Below are 24,694 nucleotides of genomic sequence, written 5' to 3'. Positions count from 1 at the left end.
CTGTTAGAATCGGCAATTATTTTTAATTAGATCAGCGCTAATACTGCTTCACAACAAGGAATGCAAATGAAGAAATTGCTCCCCATCCTTATCGGCCTGAGCCTGACGGGCTTCAGTGCAATGAGCCAGGCAGAGAACCTGTTACAGGTCTACCAGCAGGCACGTCTGGGCAACCCTGATTTACGTAAATCAGCGGCCGATCGTGATGCTGCGTTTGAAAAGATTAACGAAGCACGTAGTCCACTGCTGCCGCAGTTAGGCTTAGGTGCAGATTATACCTACACTAACGGTTTTCGCGATAACAATGGCATCGACTCGAATGCCACCAGCGCCTCTTTACAGCTTACACAGACCCTGTTCGACATGTCCAAATGGCGTGAACTGAGTTTGCAGGAAAAGAGCGCAGGCATTCAGGATGTCACCTATCAGACCGATCAGCAGACGCTGATCCTGAATACCGCGACCGCCTATTTCCAGGTACTGAGCGCGATTGACGCGCTCTCCTATACCGAAGCGCAGAAACAGGCGATTTACCGCCAGTTAGATCAAACCACCCAGCGTTTTAACGTAGGCCTGGTCGCGATCACGGACGTGCAGAACGCCCGTTCACAGTACGATACCGTACTGGCTAACGAAGTGACCGCACGTAACAACCTCGACAACGCACTGGAAGCACTGCGTCAGGTCACCGGTAACTACTATCCTGAGCTGGCCTCTCTGAACGTGGACAGTTTCAAAACGGACAAACCACAGGCGGTTAATGCTCTGCTGAAAGAAGCGGAAAACCGTAACCTGACCTTATTGCAGGCGCGCCTGAGCCAGGATCTGGCACGCGAGCAGATCCGCCTTGCACAGGATGGTCACCTGCCAACCCTGAGCCTGAGCGCCTCTACCGGCGTATCGGATACCAGCTACAGCGGGTCTAAAACGACGTCTCAGGCCTATGACGACAGCAACGTTGGCCAGAACAAAGTGGGCCTCAGCTTCTCTCTGCCGCTGTACCAGGGCGGGATGGTTAACTCTCAGGTGAAACAGGCGCAGTACAACTTTGTGGGCGCCAGCGAGCAGCTGGAAAGCGCGCACCGTAACGTGGTGCAGACCGTGCGTTCTTCCTTTAACAACGTCAATGCCTCTATCAGTAGCATCAACGCTTACAAACAGGCCGTTGTCTCTGCGCAAAGCTCTCTGGACGCGATGGAAGCAGGCTACTCCGTCGGTACGCGTACCATCGTTGACGTGTTAGACGCAACGACCACGCTGTATAACGCGAAACAGCAGCTCTCCAGCGCACGTTACCAGTACCTGATTAACCAGCTGAACATCAAGCAGGCGCTGGGTACGCTGAACGAGCAGGATCTGCAAATGCTGAACAGTACGCTGGGTAAACCGGTATCCACGTCGCCTGACAGCGTGGCGCCGGAAAATCCAGAGCAGGATGCCGCGGTTGATAACTTCAACGCTAACGGCAGCGCCCCGGCTGCACAGCCAGCGGCAGCGCGTAGCACCTCACCTGCGAGCAGCGGCACGAATCCGTTCCGCAACTAAGTGTGTCATCAGGCCCAATGCGGCCTGATGCCCTCACCCCAGCCCTCTCCCTGTGGGAGAGGGAGCACATTAATCCCCCCCAAACGTAAGCCAACGTAAAGATCCCCCGGATTTCGCCCCTCTTCGCTTCATTTTCAACCACTCATCCTCTATCCTGAGCGTTAATACCCTTGGGTCCTGGAAGACAAATATGAAACGGACAAAAACGATGAATCACGCGTCGTTCCGCAAAAGCTGGAACGCACGCCACCTGACACCTGTCGCGCTGGCGGTCACCGCCGTCTTTATGCTGGCAGGCTGTGAGCAAAGCGACGAAACGGTGTCGCTCTATCAAAACGCTGACGATTGTGCGAGCGCAACCGGTAAAGCCGCCGAGTGTACGACGGCCTATAACAACGCCCTGAAAGAGGCAGAACGTACCGCGCCGAAATATGCCTCACGCGAAGACTGTGTAGCCGAATTCGGCGAAGGCCAGTGCCAGCAGGCTCCTGCTCAGGCAGGTACGGCGCCGGAAAACCAGGCGCAGGCACAGTCCAGCGGTAGCTTCTGGATGCCTCTGATGGCGGGTTATATGATGGGCCGTCTGATGAGCGGCGGCGCGGGCTACCAGCAGCAACCGCTGTTTAGTTCTAAAAACCCAAACAGCCCGGCGTACGGTAAATACACCGATGCCACCGGCAAGGGTTACGGTGCGGCAACGCCTGGCAGTACGATGACCGTACCGAAAACCGCGATGGCACCGAAACCAGCCACTACCAGCACCATTACCCGTGGCGGCTTCGGTGAGTCTGTGGCGAAACAAACCACCATGCAGCGTAGTGCGACCGGCTCTTCGACTCGCTCAATGGGCGGCTGATCATGGAACGAGTCAGTATTGTCGAGCGCCCGGACTGGCGCGAAAAAGCCACCGAATACGGTTTCAACTTTCACACCATGTACGGCGAGCCGTACTGGTGTGAAGACGCTTACTATAAGCTCACGCTCGCGCAGGTCGAAAAGCTTGAAGAGGTGACCGCAGAACTGCACCAGATGTGCCTGAAGGTGGTAGAGAAAGTCATCGACAGCGATGAGCTGATGACAAAATTCCGCATTCCGAAGCACACCTGGAGCTTTGTTCGTCAGTCCTGGAAAACGAACCAGCCTTCTCTCTACTCTCGCCTCGATTTGGCATGGGATGGCGTGGGTGAACCGAAGCTTTTAGAAAACAACGCAGATACGCCAACCTCCCTGTACGAAGCCGCGTTCTTCCAGTGGATCTGGCTGGAAGATCAGGCGAATGCCGGAAACTTGCCGGAAGGCAGCGACCAGTTCAACAGCCTTCAGGAAAAACTAATTGAGCGTTTCGCCGAACTGCGAGAACAGCACGGTTTCAACCTGTTGCACCTCGCCTGCTGCCGCGATACCGAAGAAGATCGCGGTACGGTTCAGTATTTGCAGGACTGCGCAGCCGAAGCGGAAGTGGCGACGGAATTCCTCTATATCGAAGAGATCGGTTTAGGTGAAAAAGGTCAGTTTACGGACACGCAGGATCAGGTGATCAGCAACCTGTTCAAGCTCTACCCGTGGGAATACATGCTGCGCGAAATGTTTTCTACCAAGCTGGAAGACGCCGGTGTGCGCTGGCTGGAACCAGCCTGGAAGAGCATTATCTCCAATAAAGCCCTGCTGCCAATGCTGTGGGAGATGTTCCCGAACCACCCGAACCTGCTGCCTGCTTACTTTGCCGAAGATGATTTCCCGCCGATGGAGAAATACGTCGTTAAGCCAATCTTCTCCCGTGAAGGCGCGAACGTCTCGATTATCGAAAACGGTAAAACGCTGGAAGCGGTTGAAGGGCCGTACGGTGAGGAAGGGATGATCGTCCAGGCGTTTTATCAACTGCCGAAGTTTGGCGACAGCTATACGCTGATCGGCAGCTGGCTTATTAACGATCAGCCTGCCGGGATTGGTATTCGCGAAGATCGCGCGCTGATTACGCAGGATCTTTCGCGTTTCTACCCGCATATTTTTATTGAATAAGACTTGCCGGGTGGCGGCTTCGCCTTACCCGGCCTACATGTCGAGCGTAGGCCCGGTAAGCGCAGCGCCACCGGGCATGTTTTACCCCACCTGCACCGACAGCATACTCAAGCTCCCCATCTCAATACCGTCGACCGGTGTTGTAATAACCTCCTGACCGTCCCATGCGCCTAATACATACAGCAATGGCAAGAAGTGTTCCGGCGTCGGGTTAGAGAGCGAACCGCCGTCGTGATCCAGATAGTTCACCAAAGGGTGCCGTTCGACCGGCCCTTGCCAGGTCAGGTTGTCTTTTACATAGTCATTAAAGGCTGTTGCCCAAGGGTACGGCGTATTTTCACCGTGCCAGCGTACCGTACGCAGATTGTGTACCACGTTGCCACTGGCAATCAGCATGATGCCCTCATCACGAAGCGAAGCCAGCTTACGCCCTATCTCCATATGCCAGGCAGCCGGTTTGGTGCTGTCGATACTCAGTTGCACCATCGGGATATCCGCATCAGGATACATCTTAATCAGCACGCCCCACGAGCCATGGTCAAAGCCCCAGGCCTCTTTATCCAGGGTGACCGGGAAAGGTGCCAGCAAATCCACCAGCGTTTGCGCCAGCTCAGGCGAACCGGGGGCCGGATAATGCGTATCGTACAGCGCCTGCGGAAAACCGCCAAAATCATGGATCGTTTTTGGCGCTTCCATGGCCGTCACGCCGGTACCCCGGGTAAACCAGTGCGCAGAGACCACCACAATTGCCTTCGGACGCGGTAACGTCTTACCCAGTTGACACCAGGCGCGGGTATAGACGTTATCTTCCAGAACGTTCATGGGGCTGCCATGGCCTAAAAACAGTGCTGGCATACGAGAAGGAGACATGGTGATATCCTTAGAGGAAGTGACAAAGTGATGGGCCTACATTACGCGCATTCAGGTGAAGATGAACGTAGATAACCGTGAAGATCATCATCAGGAAATTTGAATGCCAGATATCGCTTAAGGAGAATGCATGTCAGTACCTTTGATTTTGACCTTACTTGCGGGCGCCGCGACCTTTATCGGTGCGTTCCTTGGGGTACTCGGTCAAAAACCCTCTAATCGCCTGCTGGCCTTCTCGCTGGGTTTCGCCGCCGGGATTATGCTGCTTATCTCGCTGATGGAGATGCTGCCCGCCGCGCTTCACGCCGAAGGGATGTCGCCTGTTCTGGGCTATGGCATGTTTATCATTGGCCTGCTGGGTTATTTTGCACTCGACCGTATCCTTCCTCACGCGCACCCGCAGGATCTAATGCAAAAAAGCGTTGCCCCCATCCCTGGCAATATCAAACGCACGGCCATTCTGCTGACGCTGGGTATCAGCCTGCATAACTTTCCGGAAGGTATCGCCACCTATGTCACGGCCAGCAGCAACCTGGAAATGGGTTTTGGTGTCGCGCTGGCCGTTGCTTTGCACAATATTCCTGAAGGACTTGCCGTTGCCGGGCCCGTTTATGCCGCCACGGGTTCAAAACGTACAGCTGTCTTTTGGGCGGGTATCTCCGGGATGGCTGAAATTCTCGGCGGCGTGCTGGCGTGGCTGATCCTCGGTAGCCTCGTATCCCCGGTTGTAATGGCTGCAATTATGGCTGCCGTGGCCGGAATTATGGTCGCGCTCTCTGTCGATGAGCTGATGCCGCTGGCAAAAGAGATCGATCCCAACAATAACCCAAGCTACGGCGTGCTGTGTGGAATGTCAGTGATGGGGATGAGTCTGGTTCTGCTACAAACGGCAGGTATTGGTTAAGAATTAATGCCTCCGTTTCATACGGAGGCATTATACTATTCAAAATAACAATCCTATATATTTACCCTATAATAACCCACCAAATATAAACCCATTAGAATTTCAAAAAAAGGCGTCTCTTAAGATAGCCTGAAAATATTAATTAAAAGCACCTACAAATATATTTAAGTCACGTTAATCGCGTATTCCCACCCCAATCCGTATACTTTGCAAGTATTCTGAAATTAATATTCACATTATGAATCACTCTGAAAAAGGATATTTCCATGTATATGGGTAAGAAATTACTGTTAGCAGCGGCTATGGCTGGCATTGTGTCGGGTTCTGCTTTTGCTGAAGATCAAGGCTCTGGCAAAATCAAATTCAAAGGTGTTGTTATTGACGCACCGTGCAGCATCGCACCAGACAGCGTTGATAAAGAAGTCGATCTGGGTGAAGTGACTACGGCCGTTATCAACGCCAACAAAAAATCCACGCCGGTTCCGGTCGATATTAATCTGGAAAACTGCCAGCTTGACGATCCGGCAGACGAAACCGACACGCCAATTACCAAAGTGGATGTGACCTTCACCAGCGCAGCGACAGACGCGACAGACACCAGCCTGATGAGTAACACCTATGCAAGTGGTGCGCAGAACGTGGGTGTACGTCTGCTGGATAATGCGGAGGCTGCTATCACGCTGGGAGAATCCAACGAGGTTGAGTTGCTGGCAGGATCAACCACCCAGACGCTGCATTTCAAAGCGGTTATGGAAGTCCCCACGGGTAAAACTGCGACGGCAGGCCAGGTTGAAGCCACGGCTAACTACGTCCTGTTGTACAAATAATTCTGTTACGTAACAGTATTAGCCGACTGGTAATTCATGCCGGTCGGCATCCTTTATATATTCGAGTAACAGGATGATGACATACAAATTACAATGGATAATCATCATTGCATCCCTGTTAATGACGAGACTTACCTCTGCCACTGAATTTAATATAAACGCCATCGATAAAGATCAGCGCGGCAGCGTCGATTTATCACGTTTTAAAGATCAAATATCGGTTACGCCGGGAAGCTATTTCGTTACCGTTTCAGTTAATGATATTCCGCTGGCAAATGGCTGGCTCCTTCGCTGGAGAGAAATAAATAATGCAGTTCAAGTGTGTATTCCTCCCGAACTGGCCGATACATTTGCGTTACAGGATGAGGTTCGTCACGCTTTGCCAGAAAAAGAGGGATGCGTTGATTTCGCCGCCAGACCAGACATCAGATTTACGTTTGAGCAAGATAGCCAATCCCTGAATGTGACGATCCCCCAGGCGTGGCTGCAATACCGTGCGGTGGACTGGATGCCGCCATCCACCTGGGACAACGGCGTGCCGGGCGTACTGCTGGATTACAATCTTTTTGCCAGCCATTATCAGCCCAATAGCGGCAGCAGCAATAACAACGCCAATACCTATGGCACCGTCGGTGCGAACATGGGCGCGTGGCGCCTGCGAAGCGATTACCAGTACACGCGAAGCGATACTGAAGCAGGCTCAGAGCAGGATGGCCGTTTTTCACGCGTATATATGTTCCGCCCTCTGCCCTCAATCGGAGCGAAACTGACGCTGGGTGAAACGGATTTCCAGTCCGCAATTTTTGACGCCTTTACCTATACCGGCGCATCGCTAATCAGCGAAGAACGTATGCTGCCATGGTCGCTGCGCGGCTATGCTCCGCAGATTACCGGGATAGCGCAAACCAACGCCACGGTGACCGTAAGCCTTGCCGATCGCGTGATTTACCAAAGTAAAGTGCCACCAGGCCCGTTTGTTATTCAGGATCTTAACCAGTCGGTTCAGGGCACGCTGGACGTCAAAGTCACGGAAGAGGACGGCCGCGTCAGCACCTTCCAGGTCTCTGCCGAGTCCGTGCCGTTTTTAACGCGCAAGGGTCAGGTTCGCTACAAGTTCGCGGCGGGTAAAGTGCGCCAGGGTGCCTCCCATGACGTTGAAGATAACGCCTTCATGAGCGGCGAATTTTCCTGGGGCATGCTGTCACACACCTCCCTGTATGGCGGCACGCTGACTGATGGCGACGGTTATCGTTCCGTCGCTGCCGGGATCGGCCAGAATATGGACTGGCTGGGGGCGCTCTCTTTTGACGTCACGCAGGCCACCAGCCAGCTGCCACACCAGCGCAGTCAGACGGGTTACAGCTATCGCATTAACTACAGCAAGCGTTTCGATACCACCGGCAGTCAGCTTACGCTTGCCAGCTACCGCTACTCAGACCCCCAGTTTTTGAGCTACGCCCGCTACCTTGATTATGACGACGGTGACCGCCAGTCGGAGAAACAAACCCTGAGCATGACGGCAAGCCAGTACATTTCAGCGTTATCCCTGAACCTGTACGTCAACATGCTGCGTCAGACATGGTGGAATGATTCACCTTCCACGACCGGCAGCATCACGGCGGGCTACAACTTTGATATGGGCCGCTGGAAGAACCTCGGCGTAACCCTGTCCTGGAGTAAAACGCATTACGATGAGGAAGACGAAAGTGACGATACTCAGTTCTATCTCTCGCTCAGCGTACCGCTCGATCCCGATCATCGTCTTAACTATGACCTGCGTAACAGCGACACGCTGAGTCATAACGTGTCGTGGTATGACACGTCGGATCGCAATAATACCTGGGGCGTTTCCGCAGGCGCGGAGAGCGGAAAGCCAGATTCCGGCGCGCAGGTCAGCGGGAATTATCAGCATTATTCTACGTACGGCGATCTCAATCTCTCAGGCAGCTATAAAGCTGACGAATATAACTCCCTCAGCGCGAGCTGGAGTGGTTCCTTCACCTCAACGGCGAAAGGCGCCGCGCTGCACCGGCGAAGCTACGGTAATGAACCTCGTGTGATGGTCAGCACCGACGGGGTAGGCAATATCCCGCTGAACATGTCGCGAGATGAGACCAACCGTTTTGGCATCGGCGTTTTACCGTCATTCTCCAGCTATTCCCCCTCCAGCGTGCAGGTCAATCTGAACAACCTCCCTGATGGCGTGGACGTAGACAACCGCGTCGTGACCTCAACCTGGACTGAGGGAGCCATTGGTTATCGTCAGATTGCCACGCGCGCAGGTAAGGACGTGACAGGCGTTCTGCGAATGTCATCAGGAGCGCCACCTCTCGGGGCGATTGTTCGCCTGGAAGCAAGCAATTTGCAGGTTGGGATGGTGGCCGATGAAGGCCGCGTCTGGCTGGCCGCCGTTGAGCCAGAACAGCAGTTTCGCGTGACATGGGGCGACAACCAACAGTGTCGCTTCTCGTTACCTTCTCACTTAGAAAACAGTATGCAGTTGATACTGCCGTGTCAGTAAGAAATCATCATGAAATTAACGCCGTTTAAAAGCCTGTGCCTGATGCTAACCAGCACAGCATTTGCTACCCACGCAGCCATTAATCTGGACCGCACGCGCATTGTTTTTCCAGAAAGCGACAAGGCCAGCAGCCTGAAAGTGGACAATCAGAGCAAGGTGCTGCCTTATCTGGCGCTCTCCTGGATTGAAGATGAAAAGGGACAAAAAGAAGATACGCACTTTATGGCGCTTCCCCCCATTCAACGTATCGAAGCGGGCACCTCGTCGCAGATAAGGATTGTTAAACAAGCCACTACTCGCCAGCTGCCAGGAGACAGGGAATCGCTGTTTTATTTCAACCTGCGTGAAGTACCGCCAAAAAACACCAGCGCCAGCGAGGAGCGCAGCGTGATGCAGGTAGCAATGCAGAGCCGAATTAAGCTGTTCTGGCGTCCAGAAGCGATTAGCAAAAAATCCGGCGAACTGACTGAAATGCGAATGGAAATTTCCGCCAACGCGGATGGGCTCACGGTCCACAACCCTACGCCGTACTACATCACGCTGGCGTGGCTGAGCAAAAATGCTAAAACCATGCTGCCGGGTTTTGACAGTCTGATGATTGCGCCTTTCGCCACGGCAACCGCGTCTACCGGCGATTACCACGGTAGTTATTACAGCATCGGCTATATCGACGATTACGGTGCCCTGAAAAAAGTCGACGTGCAGTGCACCGGAACGGCGCAATGTAAACTTACCGAACGGAAAATCGATAAAGATGCGAAAGCTCGCTAGTGTCCTGCTTACATTGCTGCTTTCAGCGCTACCTTTGGAAGATGCGATGGCGCTTAACTGTTATCTGGGTGGCTCTGGCGGTTCCGTCGAGGAGACAAAAACGATCTCCCCCTTTGCCATACCCAGCAACGCCCAAATTGGCCAAAAAATATGGGAGTCTGATGACATTAGGATTCCGGTGACGTGTGACAACAACGTCTCGAGCAATTTTAAGCCGGAAGATGTCTTTGCCTGGGTAAATCCTTATCCTACCGCAACTGATCCCTATTATGAGCTGGGCGTCACCTATGAAGGTATAGATTACGATGCTACAGGTCAGCCCAACGGCGTGGATACCCGCCAGTGTCTGGACAACAATAACATCACTATTTACACCCCTGCTCAAATCCGCCAGATGGGTTGGGAGAATCGCATTTGCTCTGGTAATCCGGATGATATCCATATTTCGCGCACATTCGTCGCCCGATTACGACTTTTCGTGAGAATAAAGGCTGTGCCGCCGCATGGCTATGTCAGTTCGCTCAGCGATTACATCGTTGTGCAATTTGACGGTAAGGGCGGCGTTAATCAGATGGCCGACGCGAAGAACCTGAAGTATCACATCAACGGGCTGCAAAACATTACGGTCCTTGATTGCGGGGCGACGTTTAGCATTTACCCTGAGAATCAGGAGATCGACTTCGGCACTTTCAGTGCGCGCGACATTGTGAATCAGCAGAAGCGTATTCGCATGTTTTCAATACGAACCACCAAAGTGCAGGATGCCCAGTGCTCGGACGGATTTAAGATGGACTCGTCATTTTACACAACCGAAACGCTCAGCGCAGACGACACCGCGGTACTGATAGGGAATGGGTTAAAGCTGCGTATTCTTAACGGAACGGAGCCTTACACATTCAACCAGTACAAGGAATACGCCGATTTTACGGGCGATATGATGAATCTTGAGCAAAACTACACGGCTGAACTTTCGCGGGATGAAGGAAAAGCGATTCAGTCCGGGCCGTTTGAAACCGTGGTACTGTTCAAAATTAACTACCACTAGAAACAAAAAAGCCGGGTTTCCCCGGCTTTTTCACATCAGCATGTTCAGCTGGCTTTACGCTCATGCGCCCGGCGGTATTCAACCAGGTCTTCAATCGTCACCACTGGCATATTGTGCAGACGCGCAAAGGTGATGCACTCCGGCGCGCGCGCCATGGTGCCATCATCGTTGGTCAGTTCGCACAGCACGCCTGCGGGTTTGAAGCCAGCCAGCGTCACCAGATCGATGGTCGCTTCGGTATGACCACCACGGGTCAGCACGCCGCCCGGCTGCGCGCGCAGCGGGAAGACATGACCAGGGCGGTGCAGATCGGAGGGTTTTGCACCATCAGCAATCGCTGCACGCACAGTAGTCAGGCGGTCAGCCGCCGACACCCCGGTGGTGACGCCATGTGCCGCTTCAATGGTCACGGTGAAGCCGGTACCAAAGGCGCTGGTGTTGTTTTCAACCATCATCGGCAGATCAAGCTGCTGGCGACGGTCTTCGGTGATGCACAGGCATACGATGCCGCTACCGTGACGGATGGTCAGCGCCATCTGCTCAACGGTCATGTTCTCGGCGGCAAAAATCATGTCGCCTTCGTTTTCACGGTTTTCATCGTCAAGCACCATCACACCGCGGCCTTCGCGCAGTGCATCCAGTGCATGTTCAACACGTTGAGTTGAAGTGCCAAAAGAGGAAAGTAGCGTCTGATTCATGGTAAAAAAACCTCATTAACTTTATGGTTACCAGAATCAGGGCAGTCTTAGGAGCGCCGTACTAGCGGCAAAAAAATAACGTGAGCGGGCCTTGCCCGACTGGATCGTTACTCTCTCCCATCCGGACTCTAACCGTCGGCCCCGGAATTACACCGGATCTGCTGACCTTTGAGAATTCACCCAAAGCGCTCGCGGGCTTTCAGCGTTAAGCTGATTTACCGCCGGTGGGGAATTTCGCCCCGCCCTGAGAATAAGCGAGATAACTATAACGCTATTGATTACCCTGGGCAATGCATAAGCTTCAAACAATTTTGTTTAACCCGCGGCATGACGCGCTACAATAGGCACTAACACCTTTTCATCAAGGGAAACGACAATGATTGACCCAAAGAAAATTGAGCAGATCGCGCGTCAGGTTCATGAGTCCATGCCGAAAGGTATTCGTGAGTTTGGTGATGACGTTGAGAAGAAAATTCGCCAGACGTTGCAGGCACAGTTGGTTCGCCTTGATTTAGTCAGCCGCGAAGAGTTTGACGTGCAGACGCAGGTGCTGCTACGCACCCGCGAGAAGCTGGCGCTGCTGGAACAGCGTCTGAGCGAGCTGGAGAGCCGCAATGCGCCGGAAGAGGTGAAGCCAGCGCCAGCTATTCCACCGGTGGATGACCAGGCATAGTGCGGCCTGTTGTGCCCGGTGGCGGCTACGCCTTACCGGGCCTACATGAACGCGTAGGTCGGGTAAGGCGCAGCCGCCACCCGACATAAAAAAACGGGCCAACTGGCCCGTTTTTTACTGACTGTCTTTCTGGATCTTCTTAATGATGTTAGTGGTTGAACACCCGTCCTCAAAGTTGAGCACCATCACTTCACCGCCATTCGCCCAGACCTCTTCGCTACCTGCGATTTGCTCTGGCTTGTAATCACCGCCCTTCACCAGCAGGTCAGGCAGAATTCCGGCAATCAGGCGCTGCGGGGTGTCTTCTTCAAATGAGACCACCCAGTCCACCGCTTCCAGCGCGCCGAGCACTATCATGCGCTGCTCCAGCGGGTTCACCGGACGCGTTTCACCCTTCAGACGTTTGGTTGAGGCATCGCTGTTGACCGCCACAATCAGGCGGTCGCCCAGCTTGCGCGCATTCGCCAGATACGAGACATGACCCGCATGCAGGATGTCGAACACGCCGTTCGTCATCACCACTTTTTCACCGCGTTTGCGCGCGGCGGCAACGGCCACTTTCAGCTCGTCTTCGGTCATGACGCCAAAGCCGGTATCCGCACGCCCACGCACCGCATTTTCCAGCTCGATTGGCGAAACGGTGGAGGTTCCGAGTTTACCGACGACCACGCCCGCCGCGGCGTTCGCGAAGTAGCACGCTTCTTCCAGAGTGTTACCCGCCGCCAGCGTCGCCGCCAGCACGCCGATCACCGTATCACCGGCACCGGTCACGTCGTACACTTCCTGCGCCTGGGTTGGCATATGCAGCGGCGCCTTGCCCGGTTGCAGCAGCGTCATGCCCTGTTCTGAACGGGTCACCAGCAGCGCAGACAGCTCGAAATCAGCGATGATTTTCATGCCGCGCTCAACCAGCTCTTCTTCAGTTTTGCACTTGCCCGCCACCGCTTCGAACTCAGAGAGGTTGGGCGTCAGGAGGGTTGCGCCGCGATAGCGCTCAAAATCGGTGCCTTTCGGGTCGATCAGCACCGGAACGCTGGCTTTGCGCGCCAGCTGGATCATGGTCTGCACGCTCGCCAGCGCACCTTTGGCATAATCAGACAGCACCAGCGCGCCGATATTGCCCAGCGCCTGGCTAATGCGCTCGTGCAGCGGCTCAGGATCAACGCCTTCGAACCCTTCCTCAAAGTCGAGGCGGATCAGCTGCTGGTTGCGCGACAGCACGCGCAGCTTGGTGATGGTTGGGTGGGTCGGAACAGAAACGAAGTCGCACTTCACGTTCACGTCCGCCAGCGACTGGCTCAGCGCACGCGCCGCATCGTCAATGCCGGTCAGGCCCACCAGACGCGAATGCGCGCCCAGCGAGGCTATGTTCATCGCCACGTTTGCCGCGCCGCCTGGACGTTCTTCAATGGTGTCGACCTTAACTACCGGCACCGGCGCTTCCGGAGAGATACGGCTGGTCGGCCCATACCAGTAGCGATCCAGCATCACATCCCCGACAACCATAACTCCAGCACGTTCAAACTCTGGCAGTGTTACTTTCATTCCTGACTCCAGAAAGATTCACAATTTGCGCGCGATAATATCACACTTGTTTTGTTACGCACGGTTCCACCAGCCACTTCTGCCAGCTTGCGGTCACCTGCGCGCGTTCATCGGTGAAACCGTCCAGCGCCACATGGCCCGGCTGTTCCTGTAAGGCCAGATGGTGCAGCTCGTCACGCAGCGTGGTGTAGGCGCGGGTTAATGCCTGCGCCTCCTGCTCATCCATAATGTCGTTCTGCGCCAGCAGTTCCAGTATGCGCACGTTATCCGACCAGCGGGTCAGCTTCGGCTTATCGTGCGCGTGCAACAGCACCAGATACTGAGTGATAAACTCAATATCGGTAATCCCGCCCTCATCAGCTTTGATATCAAAGCGATCGCGATGTTTGTTGCCAAGGTGCGCGCGCATTTTCTCACGCATTTCCCGCACTTCGGTTTGCAGCGTACAGCCTTCGCGCGGGGTCGTCATGACCGCCTTGCGGATCGCATCGAACTGCGTTTTGAGCTGCGGATCGCCGTACACCACGCGGGCGCGCACCAGCGCCTGATGCTCCCACGTCCAGGCTTCGTTCTTCTGATAGTCGGCAAAAGCCTCCGTGGAGGTAACCAGCATGCCTGCCGCGCCGGACGGGCGCAGACGCGCATCCACTTCATACAGAATGCCGGATGAGGTGCGAGTGCTGAACAGGTGCATGATGCGCTGGGCCAGGCGCAGGTAGAACTGCCGCCCGTCGATTTCGCGCTCGCCGTCGGTCATCACGTCAACCGGACAGTCGTGCAGGAAAATCAGATCCAGATCGGAGCTGTAGCCCAGCTCCCAGCCGCCCAGCTTGCCGTAACCCACCACCGCAAAACCGCGGCCTTCACGGTCAGCAAGGTGCTTCGGCTGCCCGTAGCGGGCCACCATCTGCACCCACGCCTGGTGGACCACCGCGTCGATGATCGCTTCCGCCAGCCAGGTTAAGTGATCGCTCACTTTCATTACCGGCAGGGTACCGGCGATATCTGCCGCCGCCACGCGCAACATCTGTGCCTGCTTAAACTGACGCAGCGCCTCAAGCTGTTGCTCTTCGTCCTCTTCCGGCACGCGCAGCAGATACTGACGCAGCTCGTCGCGGTAAGCATCCGTCGCCGTCGGCTGATAGAGCGTATTCGGGTCGAGCAGTTCGTCGAGCAGCAGCGGATAACGCGCCAGCTTGTTCGCCACCATCGGGGAGGCGGCGCAAAGGGAAATCAGATGCTTCAGCGCGCCGGGAAACTCACTTAACAGTTCAAGGTAGGTGGTACGCGTGACGATCCCGCTCAGGAGCGGCATCATGCGCGACAGCGGCACCGGCGCATCCTCGCGGGAGCAGACATCGCTCAGCAGATGCGGCATCAGATGATCCAGCACCTGCCGACCGCGCGGGCCAATGGCGCGTTTGTTCAGTTCGAGACGGAAATCAGCAATCAACGCCACCACGCGATGGCGGGCATCGTCGCTTAAGTGCGCCAGCACCGGCGTGGTGTCATCTTCCTGAAGCGCGTCCTGCCACAGTTCGCGCCAGTGCTCGGAGAGCGCATCGTCCTGCGATTCACTTTCGTCGTCGCCGATCAGATCGTTAAAGATGCGGCGCACGCCCGCCATATGCGCTTCCAGCCGTTCCGTCAGCGCTGCCCAGTCATCCACCCGCATCCCCCAGGCCAGACGCGCCCGGTTCAGCTCATCGCCCGGTAACGTCTGGGTCTGTTCGTCGTTGATACTTTGCAGCAAATTTTCCAGACGACGCAGGAAGAGATAAGCGTCACGCAGCGTTTGCGCATCGCCTTCCGGCAGCAGATGCAGCTGCTCGATAGCGCTCAGCGTCGGCAGCAGCGAGCGGGATTGCAGAGAAGGTTCACGCCCGCCGCGTATCAGCTGGAAGACCTGGACGATAAATTCGATCTCACGAATACCGCCCGCGCCGAGCTTGATGTTGTCCTTCAGGCCACGGCGACGCACCTCGCGGGCAATCATCCCTTTCATATTTCGCAGGGACTGGATAACGCTAAAGTCGATGTAGCGGCGGAACACGAACGGGCGCAGCATGGCGCGCAGCTCGTTGGCGTAGGCATCGTCGCTGTCGCCCATGATCCGCGCTTTGACCATCGCGTAACGCTCCCAGTCGCGCCCCTGCTCCTGGTAATAATCTTCCAGCGCGGCAAAGCTCAGCACCAGTGGCCCGCTATCGCCAAACGGACGCAGACGCATGTCCACGCGGTAGACAAAACCATCCTGGGTGGGCTGATCCAGCGCCTTAATCAGCCGTTGCCCCAGGCGGGTAAAGAACTGGGCGTTGTCCAGCTCGCGACGACCGCCGCGCGTGGTGCCGTTCTCCGGCCAGGCAAAAATCAGGTCGATGTCTGAGGAAAAATTGAGCTCGCAGCCGCCCAGCTTGCCCATCCCCAGAATCAACAGCGGTTGCGGAACCCCGTCTTCGCTGCACGGCGTGCCCCACTCTTTACAGCAGGCGGCGTAGAGCCAGTCCCGCGCGGCGACGATCAGCGTCTGCGCCAGCTCGCTCAACTGCTGCAAGGTGCTCTCTTCACTCACCAGCTCCAGCGCCTGCGCCCAGGCAATGCGTACCATCACCCGGCGGCGGAACTGACGCAGAACGCGCATCAGCGTGGGTTCATCTGCCACCTCTGCCAGCGCGGTTTGCAGCCAGCCAGCATAATGCCGCCACTCGTCAGCCTGCGGCGGCGCGCTTTCCAGCGCTGCCAGCCAGTCCGGGTAAGCGCTGACGCTCTCCTGCACAAAATCACTGAACGTGAGCACGCTTTTCGCCTGCTCGCTTAACGATGACGCGGGTAACGACTCAGGCAGGCGTTCACAAACGGTCTGCCAGTGCTGCTGTAACTGCGAAGAAAGCGGCATATCAGGGGTTCCTTGCCAGAATTAACGTTTTCCGCTGTGCAGCCAGTACGGATCCTGCGAAATGGCCTCGTTGCGGAAATGCTCGATCTCAATCTGCTGACGGGTCTCGATGGCATGCTTAAGCCCCTGCCAGTTCTCCAGCCAGGCCTGCGCCTTCACGCCCTCATACGCACCTGACAGCAGCAACATGCTGTCGATGTTACGCGCCAGGCGGGGAAGCTGATCGCCATACTGGTCGCCCAGCGGATGCGCGAAGGTGGTTCGCAGCTCGGCCGCGTGACGGGAGAGGTGGATATCCGCAAAACGTTTGAAGTTTTCCGCGATTTTAGTCTGCCCTTTCGCATCGAGGAAAATGCGCCAGCCGCGCGTCACCAGAAATTCGGTCAACGCCAGTTTCGCGCTGGCGTTTTGCGAGCTGTAGATCGCCGTTTGTGCCGACACGTCAGAAAGCATCAGCGTTTCGGTTTGAGTGAGCAGATCACGTAAGTGAGCACTGGCTTTACGCGGTACAATACCGCCGAACAGCGCCAGGGTGTGACGCACCAGCCCCATAGCAGCGAGCACCTGTTTTTTGGCATTTTTCACGTTACGCGCCCACAGCTCCTCGTGGTACTGCCACTGAGAGAGCGCCAGCTCCAGCGCCGCTTCCATCCCCTGCTCAACGGAGACTTTCGGCACAACGCGCAGAATCGGGGTTTCTCGCAGCACGCGCGGCGCATTCCCGGCGGCCAGGTGATAGCCGCGCGCCGCTTTACTCAGGCTGCCCTGACGCAGGCCAGGCTGGTTCACCAGCTTGTGCGCCAGCTTCAGCACGTCGCTCGCGTCACCTTCCAGCAGTTCAAGCTCCAGCTCGCAGATCGGCTCCTGCTCTTCACCAGCCTTAATTTCACCCCGATCAAACGCGATCTCAATACGGCTCTTGCCTTCCGTCACCAGCCATTTCTCGCGCCAGAAATCGGTGCTGAACAGCGGTTGCGCCTCTGCCGACAGCGTTGCGGGCAGCGCCCCTTCCGGCCACACTTCCGCCGGAAAACGATCCAGCTCAAGTTCTGGCTTACTGATGTCGATATTGTATTCCGGACGCTGGTGCAAACCGCCCACCACGCGACCGGCGATTTTCATCGTCATCTCGTAGCGCCCGTTCGCACCACGGATGCGCAGGCCCATATCGTGGTTGCGCAGCCAGTTGTCCGGCGTTTCGTAATAGATGTTGAGCAGCTGTACGGGTTCATGGTGCTCGCCGGACAGCGTGTTCAGATGCTGGCGGAGCGCGTCAGCGCTGTCTTTTTCGACGATAAACTTTAATTCGATCTCTTGTGCCATAGCCTTGTACTTTTGCGTGCGTCACAGACGCGTCGATGAAGGCGAACTTCCTCGCCATTTGTTTGTCAGTACATAGTATTTTGCGCCAAATTGCCACGCAATGAGCAATTTGACGGGCGTAAAAGTTTAAAGCGGTGGAAATCATGACACAGATGATTCCGATTGATGATGAATCCTTTGCGTAGCGACACTGATACCACTACTATCGTTCCACTTTTTATGAAAATAACGACTGATATGCTTAAATTACGCCTGATTGGACTTACTTTACTCGCTTTTAGCGCCGCAACCGCGGTCCACGCTGAAGAGAAACGTTACGTTTCTGATGAACTGAATACCTGGGTACGCAGCGGCCCTGGAGACAATTATCGCCTCGTGGGTACGGTAAATGCCGGCGAGGAAGTGACTCTGCTGCAAACTAACGCAGACACCAATTACGGTCAGGTTCGTGACAGCTCTGGCCGCACCTCATGGATCCCGCTGAAAGAGCTAAGCACAGTGCCAAGCCTGCGCACCCGCGTGCCGGATCTGGAAAATCAGGTGAAAACCCTGACCGATAAGCTGAACAACATTGACGGTACCTGGAACCAGCGCACCGCAGAGATGCAGCAGAAAGTGGCGCAAAGCGACAGCGTGATCGCCGGCCTGAAAGACGAAAATCAGAAGCTGAAAAATGAGCTGATCGTCGCACAGAAGAAAGTAAACGCCGCTAATCTACAGCTGGATGACAAACAACGCACCATCATCATGCAGTGGTTTATGTATGGCGGCGGCGTACTGGGCGTCGGTCTGGTGCTGGGTCTGGTGCTTCCTCACCTTATCCCAAGCCGTAAACGTAAAGACCGCTGGATGAACTAACTCGTCTTCTCTGCCACACTTACGTATCATCTTGCGAAAAGAGAAAACGGGAGTGTTGGCGTGAAGAGTTATCTGGTCGGTGGTGCGGTACGTGATGCGTTATTAGGTCTGCCGGTCAAAGATAAAGATTGGGTCGTGGTCGGTGCCACGCCCGAAGCGATGATTGACGCGGGCTACCAGCAGGTAGGCCGCGATTTTCCTGTGTTCCTCCATCCGAAAAGCCGCGAAGAGTACGCCCTGGCGCGTACCGAACGGAAATCGGGTTCCGGTTATACCGGCTTCACCTGCTATGCCGCGCCGGATGTCACGCTGGAGCAGGACTTACTGCGCCGCGATCTCACCATTAACGCCCTGGCGCAGGACGAAAACGGACATATCATCGACGCCTACGGCGGCCAGAACGATCTGCGCGATCGTCTTTTACGCCATATTTCCCCCGCCTTTTCTGAAGATCCGCTTCGCGTACTGCGCGTGGCGCGTTTTGCCGCCCGTTATGCCCATCTGAGCTTCCGTATCGCCGACGAGACGATGGCGCTGATGAAGGCCATGACCGACGCGGGCGAGCTGGAACACCTGACGCCAGAACGCGTCTGGAAAGAGACCGAAAACGCCCTGACTACCCGTAATCCACAGGTCTTTTTCCAGGTTCTGCGCGACTGCGGGGCGCTGAAAGTGCTGTTCCCGGAAATAGACGCGCTGTTTGGCGTGCCCGCCCCGGCGAAATGGCACCCGGAAATTGATACCGGCATTCACACTCTGATGACCCTGAGCATGGCCGCCATGCTCAGCCCTGAAGTGGACGTGCGCTTTTCCACCCTCTGCCATGACCTCGGCAAGGGGTTAACGCCAAAGGAGTTATGGCCACGCCACCACGGGCACGGTCCGGCTGGCGTAAAGCTGGTTGAAGGGCTTTGCCAGCGCCTGCGCGTGCCGAATGACATTCGCGATCTGGCAAAACTGGTCGCCGAGTTCCACGACCTGATCCACACCTTCCCGATCCTGAAACCCGCCACCATCGTCAGGCTGTTCGATAACATCGACGCATGGCGCAAGCCGCAGCGCGTGGAGCAAATTGCGCTGACCAGCGAAGCGGACGTGCGCGGCCGTACCGGGTTTGAAGCGTCCGATTATCCGCAGGGTCGTTTGCTGCGCGAGGCGTGGGAAATCGCAAAAGCGGTGCCAACGAAAGAGGTGGTGGAGGCAGGGTTTAAAGGCCCGGAGATCCGCGAAGAGCTGACGAAACGGCGGATTGATGCGGTTGCGGCGTGGAAGGAAAAACGTTGCCCTCAGCCGAAAGACTGAGGGCGGTCGGTCATCAGAAGAAGACCACGTACACGGCAGCCGCGACGATAAAGCGGTAGATCGCGAACGGAATAAACGAGATACGCTTAATCAGTTGCAGGAAGGTTTTGATGGCAATCAGCGCCACGATAAAGGCGGTGATAAAGCCCACGGCGAACATCGGAATGTCGCCTACGGTCAGGAAGCCGATGCTTTTGTAGAGATCCAGTGCGGTGGCGCCCATCATCATCGGTACCGCCAGCAGGAACGAGAACTCAGACGCCGCGTAACGGCTCACGCCCATCAGCATCCCGCCGGAAATGGTTGCCCCTGAACGGGAGAAGCCCGGCCACAGCGCCAGACACTGGAAGCAGCCAATCATAAACGCCTGGCGATACGTCATATCGTCCAGACCTTCTGCACGCGGGGTTTTTGGCTTCAGCACTTCGGCGGCAATCAGCAGGAAGCCGCCGACAACCAGCGCGTACATCACGTTAATCGGGTTGAAAAGCGATTTTATGGTGTCGTGGAACACCAGCCCCAGCACCACCGCCGGGATCATCCCCAGCAGAATATGAATCAGCGTCAGGCGCCCCTTGCCCTCTCCTTCACGCTGCGGTAAACGCCCGAAGTGGATGCCGATCAGACCAAACAGACGACGCCAGAACATGACGACCACCGCCAGAATAGAGCCCAGCTGAATCACCACCTCAAACGTCTTTGCGGTATCGCCTTCAAAGCCCAGGAGATGGCCAACGATAATCATATGGCCCGTACTGGACACCGGCAAAAACTCCGTCAATCCTTCGACCACACCCAGAATTGCCGCCACCAGCAGCGAGTGCATATCGCTCATCTATAAACCCCTAAAAAGATATAAAAAAACGGTGTCCCACGCGGACAACCGTGAAAGATACAGCTTTAAGACCGACATAACCTAAAATGGTTTAGCTATTATGACGTTAAATCTTTTCCTTTCAGATTTGTGCCACGCTCAATGATGACGCCCACGTTGGCGGCGCGCGCCACCGCGCCCGGCTTGCTTAGTTTGATGCGCACCCACGGGGAGTTAAATTTGCTCAGTAGCAGGTCCGCTACCTCTTCCGCCACGCGTTCCACCAGCGCAAATCGTTGCCCTTCCACGTGGCCAACTACCGCTTCACTGATGTCGGCGTAGCTCAGACAGTCATTCACATCATCGCTTTTTGCTGACTTGCGGTTATCCCAGCCCATTTCGATATCGAACACCAGTTTCTGCTCGATGGTCTGTTCCCAGTCGTAAACACCAATTGTGGTGATTACCGAAAGTTGCTCTATAAATACAATATCCATCACGACCTGCCTGCTTTTTGGCTAAACCGGATACCACTTCCGGCGAATTATGCGTATTATCCACAGATGCTGAGAATACAGATACATTTTCAAAACGGAACAGCGTTATGAGTGCAATCGCGCCTGGAATGATTATCCTCGCCTACCTTTGCGGCTCAATCTCCAGCGCCATTCTGGTCTGCCGCATCGCCGGGTTGCCTGACCCGCGTGAAAGTGGTTCCGGGAATCCGGGGGCGACCAATGTACTACGAATTGGCGGCAAGGGAGCAGCCGTAGCGGTTTTGATTTTTGATGTTCTGAAAGGAATGCTCCCCGTCTGGGGTGCGTATGCGCTGGGCGTCACACCCTTCTGGCTGGGGCTGATTGCTATCGCCGCCTGCGTCGGCCATATCTGGCCCGTTTTCTTTGGTTTTAAAGGCGGTAAAGGCGTTGCAACCGCGTTTGGCGCGATTGCGCCGATCGGCTGGGATCTCACTGGCGTGATGGCGGGCACCTGGCTGCTGACCATCCTGCTGAGCGGCTATTCATCGCTGGGTGCCATCGTCAGCGCGCTGATCGCTCCGTTTTATGTCTGGTGGTTCAAACCGCAGTTTACCTTCCCGGTATCGATGCTCTCGTGCCTGATCCTGCTGCGTCATCATGACAACATTCAGCGCCTGTGGCGTCGCCAGGAAACCAAGATCTGGACGAAGCTCAAGCGTAAAAAGAAAGACGCTCAGTAAACCGTTCGTTATGCCTTATAACCAAATGTGATTTTTGTCACCTTCTGCCTGTGGTAACTGTTAGAGACACGACACAACCACACAAAAAGAAAATGGCAGAAATCACAGACACAACTCCCCTCCCAACGGCAGGAAACACCCCGGATGGCGACATCAAGTGGGTACGCAGCGCATCGGACGTTTCACGTCTCGTTAATGACGGCTCTCAGGGCCGGGCCAATGCCCGCATCGTGGTCGGTATCGCGCTCGGGGGAATTTTTCTCGATGCCTACGATCTCGGCGCGCTGGCATTCGGCATCAAAGACATCACCCGCGAATTTAACCTGACGCCCGCTGGTACCGGCATGGTGGCTTCAGCCATTACCTTTGGTGCCATTGTCGGGGCGCTGCTTGGCGGCTATCTTACGGATAAAATCGGGCGCTACCGCGTCTTTATGGCCGACATGGTGTTCTTTGTCGTCGCCGCTATCGCCTGTGCGCTGGCTCCGAACGAATATGTGCTGGCGGGCGCACGCTTTGTGATGGGTCTTGGCGTCGGGATCGACCTTCCCGTGGCGATGGCGTTTCTCAGCGAGTTCGCCAGGCTGAAAGGCCCGGGGAATAAAGCCTCCAGCGTGGCGATGTGGTGCCCCACCTGGTATGCGGCCATCAGCATCTCTTATCTTCTGGTGCTCTTCTTCTACGCCGTGCTGCCGGAAGGCCACAGCGACTGGCTCTGGCGTCTGATCCTTGGCTTCGGCGCGGTGCCCGCGCTGGTGATTATCGCCATCCGCAGCCGCTATATGAGCGAATCCCCGGTCTGGGCGGCGAATCAGGGCAATCTGAAGGAGGCGGCGACTATCCTGCGGCAGTCGTACAACATTAATGCCCACGTGCCGCAGGATGCGCTTGACCAGCCCGTGCCGGTGGTCAATAAGGCAAAATGGTCGAACTACCTGAACCTGTTCCGCGGTATCTATCTGCGGCGTACCACGCTCGCCACGCTGCTGTCGGTCGTCTCCTCGTTCGCCTATAACGCCGTAGCCTTTGGCCTGCCGGTGATCATCTCCAGCTTCTTTGTGCAGTCGATGCTGACCACCATTCTGATCTCGCTGGCGCTTAACCTGCTGTTTGCGTTTGTCGGCGGGCTGCTGGCAGTGCGCTATGTTCCGCGCTTCGGCGCGTGGCGAATGTCACTGGCGGGTTACGCCTGCCAGATGGTGGCGCTGCTCGGTCTGGCGCTGATTGGCCGCCCTGACGGGGCCACGGAAGGCGTGGTCGCCGTCGCGATGCTGGCGCTGTTCCTGTTTGGCCAGGGTTTTGGTCCGGGTGCGCATACCATGACGTTTGCCTCCTTGAGCTACCCGACCTCGCTGCGCGGCGTGGGCGTGGGGCTTAACCAGACGCTGATGCGCAGCAGTTCAACGCTGTCACTGTTTCTGTTCCCGCTACTGGTCGCATCGCTGGATACCGCCGTGTTCTGGGTGATTGCGCTGGCGCCGCTTATCGGCCTGGTATCGCTGCTGGCGATCCGTTGGGAGCCGTCGGGGTATGATGTGGATGCAGAGGATTATCGTTAACCTTTCTTGCCGGGTGACGCTGCGCTTACCCGGCCTACATTACTGAAACCGGCTCACATGAGCCGGTTTTTTATCCATAAGCGACTCATATGACAGCCTTCATTTCCGCCAGGGCATACTGAAACGTACCCCGATAGTGTGGAAATGGAAGCACCATGTTAGCAACTCAGGTCACTGATAATTCATACAAAGGCTGGCAGGCCACGCTTGCCCTCCAGTTTTGTTATACCCCTGAGAAAACCCTCCTCCATTCCGCGCGTCACACCGGGCCGCTCACCGTTCAGCGCCCGTTTTATCCCGAAGGGGAAACCTGTCACCTTTACCTGCTGCATCCACCAGGCGGGATTGTGGGCGGGGATACGCTGGATATTTCCGTGCGGCTCGACGCCAAAAGCCATGCCCTCATCACCATGCCCGGCGCCAGCAAGTTCTATCGCAGCAGCGGCCCGCTGGCCTGTCTGAATCAGCATTTTTACCTCGACGAAGAGGCTACGCTGGAGTGGCTGCCGCAGGACACCATAATTTTCCCCGGCGCTAACGCCGCGCTGCGTTCCGTCTTCCACCTTAAGGCCACCAGCACGCTGCTGGCGTGGGAACTGTACTGTCTGGGCCGTCCGGTGATAAACGAAACCTTCAGCCACGGCACGCTGGAGAGCCGCCTTGAGGTGTGGGTGGATGGCGAGCCGCGTTTGATTGAGCGACTGCATCTTAACGATGGCGATCTGTCGCCCGTCGCAGGCCATCCGTGGGTCGGCACGCTGCTGTTCTACCCGGCCCGGGAAGCTCATCTTGATACAGTGCGCGAGCGGCTCGCCCCGCTGGAAAACTTTGGCGGGGCGACGCTCACCGACGACCTGCTGTCGGTGCGTTTTCTCTCCCACGACAACCTCATTTGCCAGCGGGTGATGCGCGATATCTGGCAGTCGCTTCGCCCGCTTTTAACCCCCAAAACCGCCTGTTCGCCGCGTATCTGGCAGACATAAGAGAAACGCTATGGAACTGACTCCCAGAGAAAAAGACAAGCTGTTGCTGTTCACCGCCGCGCTGGTTGCCGAACGCCGCCTCGCGCGCGGGGTAAAGCTCAACTACCCGGAATCGGTCGCGCTGATCAGCGCCTTTATTATGGAAGGCGCGCGCGATGGCGAAACCGTCGCCTCGCTGATGGAAGCCGGCCGCCACGTCCTGACGCGCGATCAGGTGATGGAGGGCGTGCCGGAGATGATCCCGGATATCCAGGTGGAAGCCACCTTCCCGGACGGATCCAAGCTCGTCACCGTCCACAATCCGATCGTGTAAGGAGCGCGT

At 56.0% G+C, this 24,694-nt stretch carries 22 protein-coding genes and 1 riboswitch; of the genes, 15 read left to right on the top strand and 7 right to left on the bottom strand.

Translation table 11 applies throughout. The features are described 5' to 3' along the window. The first annotated feature begins 66 nt into the window (after positions 1-66). The 3 genes from tolC to ACOT1A_RS12930 all read left to right on the top strand — a co-directional run bounded on the left by tolC (position 67) and on the right by ACOT1A_RS12930 (position 3,564). On the top strand, positions 67-1,545 hold the full coding sequence (tolC, locus tag ACOT1A_RS12940) for an outer membrane channel protein TolC (protein WP_023306968.1): 1,479 nt from the start codon (positions 67-69) through the stop codon (positions 1,543-1,545). Between the two features lie 190 nt (positions 1,546-1,735). After that, positions 1,736-2,401 carry a DUF1190 family protein gene (locus ACOT1A_RS12935; RefSeq protein WP_276170043.1) on the top strand — a complete coding sequence of 222 codons (666 nt, stop codon included), beginning with the start codon at positions 1,736-1,738 and terminating at the stop codon, positions 2,399-2,401. A gap of 2 nt (positions 2,402-2,403) precedes the next feature. Next, a complete protein-coding gene (locus tag ACOT1A_RS12930; protein ID WP_022649428.1) occupies positions 2,404-3,564 on the top strand; it encodes a glutathionylspermidine synthase family protein in 1,161 nt (386 codons plus the stop codon). 81 nt (positions 3,565-3,645) lie between these two features. Here ACOT1A_RS12930 and ygiD read toward each other — a convergent pair whose 3' ends face one another. Continuing rightward, a complete protein-coding gene (ygiD, locus tag ACOT1A_RS12925) occupies positions 3,646-4,434 on the bottom strand; it encodes a 4,5-DOPA dioxygenase extradiol (protein WP_045307992.1) in 789 nt (262 codons plus the stop codon). 130 nt (positions 4,435-4,564) lie between these two features. Here ygiD and zupT point away from each other — a divergent pair, with 130 nt between their 5' ends. From zupT to ACOT1A_RS12900, 5 genes are all read left to right on the top strand, one after another. Further along, positions 4,565-5,338 (top strand): zinc transporter ZupT, encoded by a 774-nt coding sequence (gene zupT / locus ACOT1A_RS12920; protein WP_022649430.1) that lies wholly within the window; start codon positions 4,565-4,567, stop codon positions 5,336-5,338. A 266-nt stretch (positions 5,339-5,604) separates the two neighbouring features. Continuing rightward, a complete protein-coding gene (locus ACOT1A_RS12915; RefSeq protein WP_022649431.1) occupies positions 5,605-6,165 on the top strand; it encodes a fimbrial protein in 561 nt (186 codons plus the stop codon). Positions 6,166-6,241: 76 nt separating this feature from the next. Further along, complete coding sequence (locus tag ACOT1A_RS12910) at positions 6,242-8,686, top strand: fimbria/pilus outer membrane usher protein (protein WP_063200024.1); 2,445 nt, start codon at positions 6,242-6,244, stop codon at positions 8,684-8,686. Between the two features lie 9 nt (positions 8,687-8,695). Continuing rightward, a complete protein-coding gene (locus ACOT1A_RS12905) occupies positions 8,696-9,457 on the top strand; it encodes a fimbrial biogenesis chaperone (RefSeq protein ID WP_023306972.1) in 762 nt (253 codons plus the stop codon). After that, positions 9,441-10,502 carry a type 1 fimbrial protein gene (locus ACOT1A_RS12900; RefSeq protein WP_276170042.1) on the top strand — a complete coding sequence of 354 codons (1,062 nt, stop codon included), beginning with the start codon at positions 9,441-9,443 and terminating at the stop codon, positions 10,500-10,502. The genes ACOT1A_RS12905 and ACOT1A_RS12900 overlap by 17 nt, the downstream gene beginning before the upstream one ends. 44 nt (positions 10,503-10,546) lie before the next feature. Here the strand turns inward: ACOT1A_RS12900 and ribB are convergent, their stop codons facing one another. Beyond that, entirely contained in the window at positions 10,547-11,200 is a 654-nt protein-coding gene (gene ribB, locus ACOT1A_RS12895; protein WP_003862538.1) for a 3,4-dihydroxy-2-butanone-4-phosphate synthase, read from the bottom strand. A gap of 105 nt (positions 11,201-11,305) precedes the next feature. Next, positions 11,306-11,456: riboswitch (FMN riboswitch) on the bottom strand. A 120-nt stretch (positions 11,457-11,576) separates the two neighbouring features. Between ribB and ubiK the strand changes: the two genes are divergently transcribed. After that, complete coding sequence (gene ubiK / locus ACOT1A_RS12890; protein ID WP_000566823.1) at positions 11,577-11,873, top strand: ubiquinone biosynthesis accessory factor UbiK; 297 nt, start codon at positions 11,577-11,579, stop codon at positions 11,871-11,873. Between the two features lie 114 nt (positions 11,874-11,987). On the opposite strand, the gene hldE is transcribed toward ubiK, so the two are convergent. From hldE to ACOT1A_RS12875, 3 genes are read right to left on the bottom strand one after another with little or no spacing between them, the layout of a single operon-like run. Then, a complete protein-coding gene (gene hldE, locus ACOT1A_RS12885) occupies positions 11,988-13,418 on the bottom strand; it encodes a bifunctional D-glycero-beta-D-manno-heptose-7-phosphate kinase/D-glycero-beta-D-manno-heptose 1-phosphate adenylyltransferase HldE (protein ID WP_063149087.1) in 1,431 nt (476 codons plus the stop codon). A gap of 40 nt (positions 13,419-13,458) precedes the next feature. Further along, a complete protein-coding gene (gene glnE, locus ACOT1A_RS12880) occupies positions 13,459-16,314 on the bottom strand; it encodes a bifunctional [glutamate--ammonia ligase]-adenylyl-L-tyrosine phosphorylase/[glutamate--ammonia-ligase] adenylyltransferase (RefSeq protein WP_155025586.1) in 2,856 nt (951 codons plus the stop codon). A 21-nt stretch (positions 16,315-16,335) separates the two neighbouring features. Beyond that, on the bottom strand, positions 16,336-17,637 hold the full coding sequence (locus ACOT1A_RS12875; RefSeq protein WP_276170041.1) for an inorganic triphosphatase: 1,302 nt from the start codon (positions 17,635-17,637) through the stop codon (positions 16,336-16,338). 237 nt (positions 17,638-17,874) lie between these two features. Here ACOT1A_RS12875 and ACOT1A_RS12870 point away from each other — a divergent pair, with 237 nt between their 5' ends. Beyond that, complete coding sequence (locus ACOT1A_RS12870) at positions 17,875-18,495, top strand: TIGR04211 family SH3 domain-containing protein (protein ID WP_001303390.1); 621 nt, start codon at positions 17,875-17,877, stop codon at positions 18,493-18,495. 60 nt (positions 18,496-18,555) lie between these two features. Then, entirely contained in the window at positions 18,556-19,797 is a 1,242-nt protein-coding gene (locus tag ACOT1A_RS12865) for a multifunctional CCA addition/repair protein (protein WP_276170040.1), read from the top strand. Positions 19,798-19,810: 13 nt separating this feature from the next. Here the strand turns inward: ACOT1A_RS12865 and bacA are convergent, their stop codons facing one another. Then, the gene (gene bacA, locus ACOT1A_RS12860; RefSeq protein ID WP_003862545.1) at positions 19,811-20,632 is read right to left on the bottom strand and encodes an undecaprenyl-diphosphate phosphatase; all 822 of its coding nucleotides are present in this window, start codon (positions 20,630-20,632) and stop codon (positions 19,811-19,813) included. 98 nt (positions 20,633-20,730) lie between these two features. Next, entirely contained in the window at positions 20,731-21,108 is a 378-nt protein-coding gene (gene folB / locus ACOT1A_RS12855; protein WP_023298628.1) for a bifunctional dihydroneopterin aldolase/7,8-dihydroneopterin epimerase, read from the bottom strand. Positions 21,109-21,215: 107 nt separating this feature from the next. On the opposite strand from folB, the gene plsY reads away from it, so the two are divergent. The 4 genes from plsY (at position 21,216) to ACOT1A_RS12835 (ending at position 24,685) form a co-directional block, all read left to right on the top strand. Beyond that, positions 21,216-21,830 (top strand): glycerol-3-phosphate 1-O-acyltransferase PlsY, encoded by a 615-nt coding sequence (gene plsY, locus ACOT1A_RS12850; RefSeq protein ID WP_022649440.1) that lies wholly within the window; start codon positions 21,216-21,218, stop codon positions 21,828-21,830. 92 nt (positions 21,831-21,922) lie between these two features. Then, the gene (locus ACOT1A_RS12845) at positions 21,923-23,389 is read left to right on the top strand and encodes an MFS transporter (RefSeq protein ID WP_276170039.1); all 1,467 of its coding nucleotides are present in this window, start codon (positions 21,923-21,925) and stop codon (positions 23,387-23,389) included. Between the two features lie 155 nt (positions 23,390-23,544). After that, positions 23,545-24,372: an urease accessory protein UreD gene (locus tag ACOT1A_RS12840; RefSeq protein ID WP_063149084.1), complete on the top strand. Its 828-nt coding sequence runs from the start codon at positions 23,545-23,547 to the stop codon at positions 24,370-24,372. Between the two features lie 10 nt (positions 24,373-24,382). Beyond that, the gene (locus ACOT1A_RS12835) at positions 24,383-24,685 is read left to right on the top strand and encodes an urease subunit gamma (RefSeq protein WP_003862556.1); all 303 of its coding nucleotides are present in this window, start codon (positions 24,383-24,385) and stop codon (positions 24,683-24,685) included. Positions 24,686-24,694 lie beyond the last annotated feature (9 nt).

It is taken from the genome of Enterobacter cloacae complex sp. SYL003, from assembly GCF_049236925.1.
In the GTDB taxonomy this organism is placed as follows: domain Bacteria; phylum Pseudomonadota; class Gammaproteobacteria; order Enterobacterales; family Enterobacteriaceae; genus Enterobacter; species Enterobacter intestinihominis.
This window is presented reverse-complemented; position numbering and strand designations above follow the sequence as displayed.

What these genes read in the sequence shown, in the direction of transcription:
- ACOT1A_RS12930 (WP_022649428.1), top strand. Translation starts at nt 2,404, where the DNA reads ATGGAACGAGTCAGTATTGTCGAGCGCCCGGACTGGCGCGAAAAAGCC.
- ACOT1A_RS12840 (WP_063149084.1), top strand. Translation starts at nt 23,545, where the DNA reads ATGTTAGCAACTCAGGTCACTGATAATTCATACAAAGGCTGGCAGGCC.
- bacA (WP_003862545.1), bottom strand. Translation starts at nt 20,632, where the DNA reads ATGAGCGATATGCACTCGCTGCTGGTGGCGGCAATTCTGGGTGTGGTC.
- ACOT1A_RS12935 (WP_276170043.1), top strand. Translation starts at nt 1,736, where the DNA reads ATGAAACGGACAAAAACGATGAATCACGCGTCGTTCCGCAAAAGCTGG.
- plsY (WP_022649440.1), top strand. Translation starts at nt 21,216, where the DNA reads ATGAGTGCAATCGCGCCTGGAATGATTATCCTCGCCTACCTTTGCGGC.
- ACOT1A_RS12905 (WP_023306972.1), top strand. Translation starts at nt 8,696, where the DNA reads ATGAAATTAACGCCGTTTAAAAGCCTGTGCCTGATGCTAACCAGCACA.
- ACOT1A_RS12835 (WP_003862556.1), top strand. Translation starts at nt 24,383, where the DNA reads ATGGAACTGACTCCCAGAGAAAAAGACAAGCTGTTGCTGTTCACCGCC.
- hldE (WP_063149087.1), bottom strand. Translation starts at nt 13,418, where the DNA reads ATGAAAGTAACACTGCCAGAGTTTGAACGTGCTGGAGTTATGGTTGTC.
- ygiD (WP_045307992.1), bottom strand. Translation starts at nt 4,434, where the DNA reads ATGTCTCCTTCTCGTATGCCAGCACTGTTTTTAGGCCATGGCAGCCCC.
- zupT (WP_022649430.1), top strand. Translation starts at nt 4,565, where the DNA reads ATGTCAGTACCTTTGATTTTGACCTTACTTGCGGGCGCCGCGACCTTT.
- ubiK (WP_000566823.1), top strand. Translation starts at nt 11,577, where the DNA reads ATGATTGACCCAAAGAAAATTGAGCAGATCGCGCGTCAGGTTCATGAG.
- glnE (WP_155025586.1), bottom strand. Translation starts at nt 16,314, where the DNA reads ATGCCGCTTTCTTCGCAGTTACAGCAGCACTGGCAGACCGTTTGTGAA.
- ACOT1A_RS12915 (WP_022649431.1), top strand. Translation starts at nt 5,605, where the DNA reads ATGTATATGGGTAAGAAATTACTGTTAGCAGCGGCTATGGCTGGCATT.
- folB (WP_023298628.1), bottom strand. Translation starts at nt 21,108, where the DNA reads ATGGATATTGTATTTATAGAGCAACTTTCGGTAATCACCACAATTGGT.
- ACOT1A_RS12845 (WP_276170039.1), top strand. Translation starts at nt 21,923, where the DNA reads ATGGCAGAAATCACAGACACAACTCCCCTCCCAACGGCAGGAAACACC.
- ACOT1A_RS12900 (WP_276170042.1), top strand. Translation starts at nt 9,441, where the DNA reads ATGCGAAAGCTCGCTAGTGTCCTGCTTACATTGCTGCTTTCAGCGCTA.
- ACOT1A_RS12875 (WP_276170041.1), bottom strand. Translation starts at nt 17,637, where the DNA reads ATGGCACAAGAGATCGAATTAAAGTTTATCGTCGAAAAAGACAGCGCT.
- tolC (WP_023306968.1), top strand. Translation starts at nt 67, where the DNA reads ATGAAGAAATTGCTCCCCATCCTTATCGGCCTGAGCCTGACGGGCTTC.
- ribB (WP_003862538.1), bottom strand. Translation starts at nt 11,200, where the DNA reads ATGAATCAGACGCTACTTTCCTCTTTTGGCACTTCAACTCAACGTGTT.
- ACOT1A_RS12910 (WP_063200024.1), top strand. Translation starts at nt 6,242, where the DNA reads ATGACATACAAATTACAATGGATAATCATCATTGCATCCCTGTTAATG.
- ACOT1A_RS12870 (WP_001303390.1), top strand. Translation starts at nt 17,875, where the DNA reads ATGCTTAAATTACGCCTGATTGGACTTACTTTACTCGCTTTTAGCGCC.